This window comes from Streptomyces sp. NRRL F-5135 (assembly GCF_000719775.1).
In the GTDB taxonomy this organism is placed as follows: Bacteria; Actinomycetota; Actinomycetes; order Streptomycetales; family Streptomycetaceae; genus Streptomyces; species Streptomyces hebeiensis.
Genome location: NZ_JOHR01000018.1, coordinates 151,299 through 159,262 on the forward strand (window position 1 = coordinate 151,299; position 7,964 = coordinate 159,262).

Consider the following 7,964-nt stretch of genomic DNA (forward strand, 5'->3'; position numbering starts at 1 on the left):
TCGGTTCGCCCCGCCGGACGTCCGGGCGGAAGCGCTCCTGCCCGCGGAAAGCACCGTCCATTCCAGGTCAGCGGCTTCCGAACGACGCGGGCACATGGTCGAACCCATACGACGGACTCCCTTTCGTGTTCCTGCCTGCCGAAGCCGATACCGATTCCGGTACCGACGATCAGCACAACAGGGACCCCGCCCGTAACATTCCCGGCGCCGAGCCGCACCGCGGGGGCCGCCCCAGCCGGGCTGCCCGCCGAAACCCTGGAGGCCGTCGAGCCCCCGGCGGCCGCCGGGACCCTCGCGCCTCTACAGGCCGTCGAGCCAGCCGGCCACCGCGCCCGTGATGACCCGCAGCGCCTCGTCCTGGCCGAGCGGTGCCTTCTTCGGTACGGCGAACCCGTGATCGCCGTACGCCACCTCAACCAGCTCGTACCCGGCCTCGTCGGGGAACTCGGCGGGCTTTCCGAACGGGTCGTTCCCGCCCTGGACGACCAGGGCCGGTACGCCCGCCCCCAGCAGCTCGGCCGCCCGGGACTTCTCGGGCCTGCCCGGCGGATGCAGCGGGAAGCTCAGCGCGAGGACGGCCCGTGCGCCCAGCTCGCGCGCCGTGCGGCAGGCCACGCGCGCCCCCGCGCTGCGCCCGCCCGCCACCACCGGCAGGCCCGTTCGCTCCAGGGCGGGCCACAGCGCCCGCCAGGCGTGGTCGAGGGTCTTGGGCGCCGGCCCCAGTTTCTTCCCCGCCACCCGCCAGGGCTGTTCCACCAGCGCCACGGTCACCCCGAGCGGGGGCAGCGCCCCGGCGAGGGCCACCAGGTCGCGCGCCTCGATGCCGCCGCCCGCGCCGTGCCCCAGGGCCAGGACCAGCCGGGGGCGCGCCGCCCGGTGCCAGGTGATCCGGGCCGGTCCCACGGGGGTGTCGGGGGTGTCGATGGTGTCGGGGGGCTGCGGCTCCGACCGCCCACCGGCCGCCGTCCGGCTCTCGCCTGCTGTCTCGCTCGTCACACGGCCATCCTGCCGGGTGGCGCGCCCCGGGGCCGCCCGCACACACCCCCGCCGCCCCAGGTCACCCGCCGAGGCCGCCGTCGGAACACCGCCGACGCACCGCCGGCGAGGCCCCGCACACACCACACGCACACGGACACCGCCGTCAGAACAGCGTGGCCTCCTCCGGAGCCGGCAGTTCCGCCAGCAGCTCGGGGCCGTTGTTGCGGACATTGCTGACGGCGGTCGTCACCGGATAGGCCCGCATCAGTCCGGCCGGCGGTGGCGCGAGCAGTTCCCGCAGGTCGTCCGGGTCCGTACGGGACGGGTCCAGCCAGTCGTCCCAGCGGTCCGGCGTCAGCATCAGCGGCATCCGCGGATGGATGTCGGCCAGGGACGCGGGCCCCTCGGCCGGGGCCACGCCCAGCGGGGTGGCCTCCGCCTCCGTGGTGATCACCGAGCAGGTCACCCACCAGGCGCGCGGATGCTCGTCCGGCAGGGTCCGGTCGCGCCAGAACTCGTACAGGCCCGCCATCGCCATGACGGAACCGTCGGCCGGAGTGACGAAATAGGGCTGCTTGCGCGGGCGCTTCCGCTTGCCCCGCTCCTCCAGCTGCCGCTCGTCGGAGCCGGTGACCCACTCGTAGTACCCGTCGGCGGGCAGGATGCAGCGCCGGGCGGCGAAGGCCCTGCGGAACGACGGCTTCTCGTGCACGGTCTCCGCCCGCGCGTTGATCATCCGTGCTCCGCCCTCGGGGGTCTTCGCCCAGGACGGTACGAGGCCCCAGGTGAGTATCCGAAGCTGGCGAACCGGACGGGGCTCGGCCGCGTCTTTCGACGGACGCTCCAGAACCGCGAAGACCTCCTTGGTCGGGGCCACGTTCCAGTCCGGGGCGAGGGTCTCCTCGGGCTCCCACTTCTCCACCCCGAACAGGCCGGTGAGGTCTTCGGGTCTCCGGCTCGCCGCATAACGTCCGCACATAGATGCCACACTGCCACGACGCGCACACAGGTGACGCACACAGGTGAGGAGCACGCCCGACACATGGTCAGTATCGACACCACTCCGATCGGAGATCTGTGGGCCCGCGTCTTCGGAACGCAGCCCGCCCCTGAGGCCTGGCTGGTGTACGTGACCGCCGCCGTCGCACTCCTCGTCGTCGTCCCGCGCCCGCTGTGGCGGCTCTCCCGTAACGCGATCACCATCGCCCACGAGGGCGGCCACGGACTGATCGCCCTGGTCACCGGTCGCCGGCTCGACGGCATCCGGCTGCACTCGGACACCTCGGGACTGACCGTCAGCCGTGGCAAGCCGACCGGCCTCGGCATGATCCTCACCGCGGCGGCCGGCTACACCGCTCCGCCGCTGCTGGGCCTCGGCGGCGCCTGGCTGCTGGCCGCGCACCACATCACGCTGCTGCTGTGGGTGACGACAGCCCTGCTGCTGGCGATGCTGGTGATGATCCGGAATGCGTACGGGGCGCTCACCGTGATCCTCACCGGCGCCGCCTTCCTGCTCATATCCTGGCTGACCGGCCCGGACGTGCAGGCGGCGTTCGCGTACGCCTGTGTCTGGTTCCTGCTGCTGGGAGGCGTGCGCCCGGCGTTCGAGCTCCAGTCCAAGCGCCGGTACGGTCACGCGGGGGACTCGGACGCCGACCAGCTGGGCCGGCTGACGCATGTCCCGCCCGCGCTGTGGCTGTTCCTCTTCCACGCGGTGTCGCTCTGCTCGCTGATCGGCGGCGGCCGCTGGCTGCTCGGGCTGTGACCGTACGTCCGGCGGCCACCGCCCGCCCCTCTACCACTCACTGATTACGCCCCTGTTTCCCCGCAATTGATCACGATCGCGGCGATCCGGGAACCACTAAAGTAAAGGCCATGACCGAAAGCTCCGTGCAGCCCGCCGGGTCCGTGCAGCCCGCCCTCTGGCCCGCCCCCCACGCGAAGGGGGCCGTCCAGGCGACGGTCGCCGTGCCCGGATCGAAATCGGTCACCAACCGTGGCCTCGTCCTCGCCGCGCTCGCCGCCGAGCCCGGCTGGCTGCGCCGCCCGCTGCGCTCCCGCGACACGCTCCTGATGGCCGACGCGCTGCGGGCCATGGGAGTGGGCATCGAGGAGACCGTCTCGTCGTCCAGCGCGGCCACCACCGGCGGCATGGGCTCCGGCCCCGAGCCCACCGGCACCGGCGAGGCATGGCGGGTGATCCCCTCAGGGCTGCACGGGCCGGCCGCGGTCGACGTGGGCAACGCCGGTACGGTGATGCGCTTCCTGCCCCCGGTCGCGACGCTCGCCGACGGCACCGTCCGCTTCGACGGCGACCCGCGGTCGTACGAACGCCCCCTGCACAGCGTCATCCACGCCCTGCGCGCCCTGGGCGCGCGGATCGACGACGACAACCGGGGCGCGCTCCCCCTGACCGTGCACGGCGGAGGCGCCCTGGACGGCGGTCCGGTGGAGATCGACGCCTCCGCGTCCTCCCAGTTCGTCTCGGCGCTGCTGCTCTCCGGCGCGCGCTTCAACCAGGGCGTGGAGGTGCGGCACGTGGGCGCCGTACTGCCCTCCCTGCCGCACATCCGGATGACCGTCGACATGCTGCGCGGCGTCGGCGCGCAGGTGGACGAGCCCGAGACCGGCGGCGAGCCGAACGTCTGGCGGGTCTCCCCCAGCGCGCTGCTCGGGCGCGATCTGACCGTGGAGCCGGACCTGTCCAACGCCCAGCCGTTCCTCGCCGCCGCGCTGGTGACCGGCGGCCGGGTCACCGTGCCCGACTGGCCCGAGCGCACCACGCAGCCGGGCGACGCGCTGCGCGAGATCTTCACCGAGATGGGCGGTTCCTGCGAGTTCAGCGTGACGGCGGGCGGCTCCAGCCTCACCTTCACGGGGACGGGCCGGATCCGCGGCATCGACGTGGACCTGAGCGAGGTGGGCGAGCTGACGCCCGGTGTCGCGGCGGTCGCCGCGCTCGCCGACTCGCCCTCCACCCTGCGCGGCGTCGCCCATCTGCGGCTGCACGAGACGGACCGCCTCGCCGCACTGACGAAGGAGATCAACGGGCTGGGCGGGGATGTGACGGAGACCGCCGACGGTCTGCACATCCGCCCGCGCCCGCTGCGCGGAGGCGTGTTCCACACGTACGACGACCACCGCATGGCCACGGCCGGCGCGATCATCGGGCTCGTGGTGGACGGGGTGGAGATCGAGAACGTCGGCACGACCGCCAAGACCCTGCCCGACTTCCCGCGGATGTGGGCCGACATGCTGGCGGGATCGGGAGCCTGACGGCATGCGGCGCTACGGCAAGAACCCCGACGAGGACGACATCCGCACCCGCCCCAACCCCAAGGGCAACCGGCCGCGCACGAACATCCGGCCCAAGCACGAGGACGCGTCCCAGGGCATGGTGCTGACCGTCGACCGCGGCCGGATCACCTGCCTCGTCGAGGACCGGCCCGTCCTCGCGATGAAGGCCCGCGAACTGGGCCGCAAGGCCGCCGTGGTGGGCGACGAGGTCGATCTCGTCGGGGACCTGTCGGGCCGCAAGGACACGCTGGCGCGCATCGTACGGATCGGCAAGCGCCGCTCGGTGCTGCGCCGCACGGCGGACGACGACGACCCCTACGAACGCGTCGTCGTCGCCAACGCCGACCAGCTCGCCGTGGTCACCGCGCTCGCCGACCCGGAACCGCGCCCGCGGCTGATCGACCGCTGTCTGGTCGCCGCCTACGACGGCGGGCTGGAACCGCTGCTCGTCCTGACGAAGTCCGATCTCGCCCCGCCCGACGCCCTCCTGGAGACGTACCGGCCCCTCGGCATCCGCTATGTCGTCACCCAGCGCGACGAGCTGGAGGACGGGGATGCGGCGGACCGCATGCGCGAGTACCTCGACGGCCGGGCCACCGCCTTCGTCGGGCACTCCGGTGTCGGCAAGACGACGCTGGTCAACGCACTGGTGCCGGAGGACCGGCGGCGGGTCACCGGCCATGTCAACGCGGTCACGGGGCGCGGCCGGCACACCACCACCTCCGCTCTCGCGCTGCCGCTGGCCAAGGGTGACGGCTGGGTGATCGACACCCCGGGCATCCGCTCCTTCGGGCTGCACCACGTCGACCCGTCCCGGGTGATCCTCGCCTTCCCCGATCTCGTACCGGGTACGGAGGGCTGCCCACGGGCGTGCGGCCACGACGAACCGGACTGCGCGCTCGACGACTGGGTGGCCGAGGGGCACGCCGATCCCGCCAGGCTCTACTCACTGCGGCGCCTTCTCGCCACGCGGGAGCGCCGCGAGGGCGACTGAAACCGAATACCGCGGAGATCGCCGCCCGCAAGGGCTGGTGAGGGCATAATCGCACCAGCCGGGACGGAGCGAACGGGACGTCGGCGACCGGACCGGACGGGACGGACCGAGCGGTCACGAACGGGGAGGTCTTGGACGATGGCGTGGCTGCTGGTGGTGGTCGCCGGTCTCCTGGAGACGGGCTTCGCGGTCTGTCTCAAGCTCTCCCACGGTTTCACCCGCCTGTGGCCCACGATCGCCTTCGCCGCCTTCGCGCTGGGCAGCTTCGGGCTGCTGACGCTCTCGTTGAAGAAGCTCGACGTCGGTCCGGCCTACGCGGTCTGGACGGGCATCGGCGCCGCGGGTACCGCGATCTACGGGATGGTCTTCCTCGGGGACGTGGTGTCCACGCTCAAGCTCATTTCCATCTCGCTGGTGGTGGTCGGCGTCATCGGGCTCCAGCTCTCGGGGTCGGCGCACTGATCCGCGCGGTGACGGCCGTACGGACGAAGGGCCCGAACGGCTCCGCGCCCGGCGCGATCACATGAGCGAGGGCGAGCCGTATGGCCAGCTCACAGCGGTGGAGCAGGTCGGCCCGGCCAGAAAGCGAGCCCGGCGCTCCCTGCGCCCCCGGCGCTCCCTGAGTCCCTGGCGCTCCCTGAACCCCTTGCGGCGCCTGAGCCTCTTGCTGCCCTTGTAGCGATTGCTGCCCTCGTAGCCCTTGCTGCCCCTGTGGCCCTTGCTGTCCCAGAGGTCCCCACGAACCCGGCGCGTCCTTCCCGGCCGGCTCCAGAACCGCCGGAGGCGGGGCCGGTGCCTGAGCCGGGGAGGGGGCCGTCCGGCCCCGGACCGGCCGTCTGGGAAGGCGGGCGGGCTCCGCCGTACGGTCCGCCGCCCGCGAGTGCTCCGTGGGCCGGACCGGGTCCGTGGGCCAGGACCGGTCGCCGGTGCGCGAGCGATCTCCCGGACGTGCGTGGTCTCCCGTACGGGAGTGACGCAGCGCCGCCGCGGTTCTGTCCCGTACGAGCGCCACCAGGTCGGTGGTCGCGGGTGCCCCGGCGTCCGCCCGGCGCTGGGCCGGGACGAGCGACTGCGCGGCCCCGGCCCGCACGGGGCGCGGCGCGGGCAGCCACTCCCCCCAGCACCCGGTGAGCAGGGCCCGCAGCAGCGGCCGGGCCCTCGCCTGCCCCACGGTCCACTCGGCCAGGGCCACCAGCCGGTCGGGAGCGGGGCGGTCCCCGCCCCCGTCCAGCAGCCGTTCCACCCCGTGGAGATAGAGATCGGCCTCCCTGCGCACCAGCGCGCGGGCGAGGCCGTCCTTGCTGCCGAACTCGTTGTAGAGGGTCTGCCGGGACACCCCCGCCGCCGACGCCACGTCGACCATGCGCACCGAGGACCAGGGGAGCTCGGTGAGCGCCGCGAGAGCAGCACTGAGCAAGGCTTCACGCGCAGTAGACGCAGTAGACATAGTCGCCGCCTCGGGGACCGGGTGAGCTCTGGGCACAGAGTTGACGGGCGGTAGCGCACTGTCAAGGCCATGGATCAGCCATGGCGCGCGAGGCCTGGGCCGGGGCACCGGACCGCCCTTCGCCCGCCGGAACCGGTCACTCTCCGGAACGGGTCCCGTGGCCCCGCGCGGCCGGCGGTGGATACTGTGACGACCATGCCCGACTACCACGATGACCTGCGTCTCGCCCACGTCCTGGCGGACACCGCCGACGCCGCCACGATGGACCGGTTCAAGGCCCTCGACCTGAAGGTCGAGACGAAACCGGACATGACTCCGGTGAGCGAGGCCGACAAGGCGGCCGAGGAACTCATCCGCGGCAACCTCCAGCGGGCCAGGCCGCGCGACGCGATCCTGGGCGAGGAGTACGGCATCGAGGGCTCCGGCCCGCGCCGCTGGGTCATCGACCCCATCGACGGCACGAAGAACTACGTCCGCGGCGTGCCCGTCTGGGCGACCCTGATCTCCCTGATGGTGGCGGCCGAGGGCGGCTACGAGCCGGTCGTCGGCGTGGTCTCCGCCCCCGCGCTGGGCCGCCGCTGGTGGGCCGCCAAGGGCGGCGGCGCCTACACGGGCCGCAGCCTGTCCTCCGCGACCCGGCTGGGCGTCTCGAAGGTCGCGCGGATCAGCGACGCCTCGTTCGCGTACTCCTCGCTGAGCGGCTGGGAGGAGACGGGCCGGCTGCCCGGCTTCCTGGACCTGACCCGGGCCTGCTGGCGCACCCGGGGCTACGGCGACTTCTGGCCGTACATGATGGTCGCCGAGGGCTCGGTGGACCTGTGCGCGGAGCCGGAGCTGTCCCTGTGGGACATGGCGGCCCCGGCGATCGTCGTGCGGGAGGCGGGAGGCACGTTCACCGGCCTCGACGGCACCCCGGGCCCGCACAGCGGCAACGCGGCGGCGTCCAACGGGATCCTGCACGAGGAGCTGCTGGGCTACCTGCGGGAGGGGACAGCCGGCCGATAACCGGGGTGTGGTCGGCCGTCGGGGCGGAGTGGTGGCGGTGGCGGTGGCGGTGGCCGGGGAACCCCCGACGGCCCCCGGGAGGTTTCGGTTACCGCCGCGAGCCCCCTTTTTTTGAGGGCTCGGTTCGCCTCCGGGGCGCTTTATGCCACTGTCGACGGTCGACCGTGCTCGGTTTGCTCGTACCTCACAAACCTCCGCGCGCTCTCCCTTTCGACAGCGGCCGCGCCCCCTTCGGCTCACTCG

At 73.1% G+C, this 7,964-nt stretch carries 7 protein-coding genes and 1 pseudogene; 5 read left to right on the forward strand and 3 right to left on the reverse strand.

What is annotated here, in order from left to right; all coding sequences use genetic code 11:
- Positions 1 to 300: 300 nt before the first annotated feature.
- Positions 301 to 924 (reverse strand): alpha/beta family hydrolase, encoded by a 624-nt coding sequence (locus IG02_RS0128505; RefSeq protein WP_030754216.1) that lies wholly within the window; start codon positions 922 to 924, stop codon positions 301 to 303.
- 217 nt (positions 925 to 1,141) lie between these two features.
- Complete coding sequence (locus tag IG02_RS0128510) at positions 1,142 to 1,957, reverse strand: SOS response-associated peptidase (RefSeq protein ID WP_030754219.1); 816 nt, start codon at positions 1,955 to 1,957, stop codon at positions 1,142 to 1,144.
- A 63-nt stretch (positions 1,958 to 2,020) separates the two neighbouring features.
- On the opposite strand from IG02_RS0128510, the gene IG02_RS0128515 reads away from it, so the two are divergent.
- The 4 genes from IG02_RS0128515 (at position 2,021) to IG02_RS0128530 (ending at position 5,731) form a co-directional block, all read left to right on the forward strand.
- Positions 2,021 to 2,743: a M50 family metallopeptidase gene (locus IG02_RS0128515; protein WP_420707799.1), complete on the forward strand. Its 723-nt coding sequence runs from the start codon at positions 2,021 to 2,023 to the stop codon at positions 2,741 to 2,743.
- Between the two features lie 110 nt (positions 2,744 to 2,853).
- On the forward strand, positions 2,854 to 4,254 hold the full coding sequence (gene aroA, locus IG02_RS0128520) for a 3-phosphoshikimate 1-carboxyvinyltransferase (RefSeq protein ID WP_030754221.1): 1,401 nt from the start codon (positions 2,854 to 2,856) through the stop codon (positions 4,252 to 4,254).
- A gap of 4 nt (positions 4,255 to 4,258) precedes the next feature.
- Complete coding sequence (gene rsgA, locus IG02_RS0128525) at positions 4,259 to 5,269, forward strand: ribosome small subunit-dependent GTPase A (protein WP_030754223.1); 1,011 nt, start codon at positions 4,259 to 4,261, stop codon at positions 5,267 to 5,269.
- 138 nt (positions 5,270 to 5,407) lie between these two features.
- Positions 5,408 to 5,731, forward strand: a complete 324-nt coding sequence (locus IG02_RS0128530) for a DMT family transporter (protein ID WP_030754225.1) — start codon at positions 5,408 to 5,410, stop codon at positions 5,729 to 5,731.
- 505 nt (positions 5,732 to 6,236) lie between these two features.
- On the opposite strand, the pseudogene IG02_RS0128535 reads toward IG02_RS0128530, so the two are convergent.
- Positions 6,237 to 6,716, reverse strand: a pseudogene (locus IG02_RS0128535) (TetR/AcrR family transcriptional regulator); the annotation flags it as partial.
- Between the two features lie 195 nt (positions 6,717 to 6,911).
- On the opposite strand from IG02_RS0128535, the gene hisN reads away from it, so the two are divergent.
- Positions 6,912 to 7,721, forward strand: coding sequence for a histidinol-phosphatase (gene hisN / locus IG02_RS0128540; protein WP_030754230.1), 810 nt, complete (start codon positions 6,912 to 6,914; stop codon positions 7,719 to 7,721).
- Positions 7,722 to 7,964: the final 243 nt, after the last annotated feature.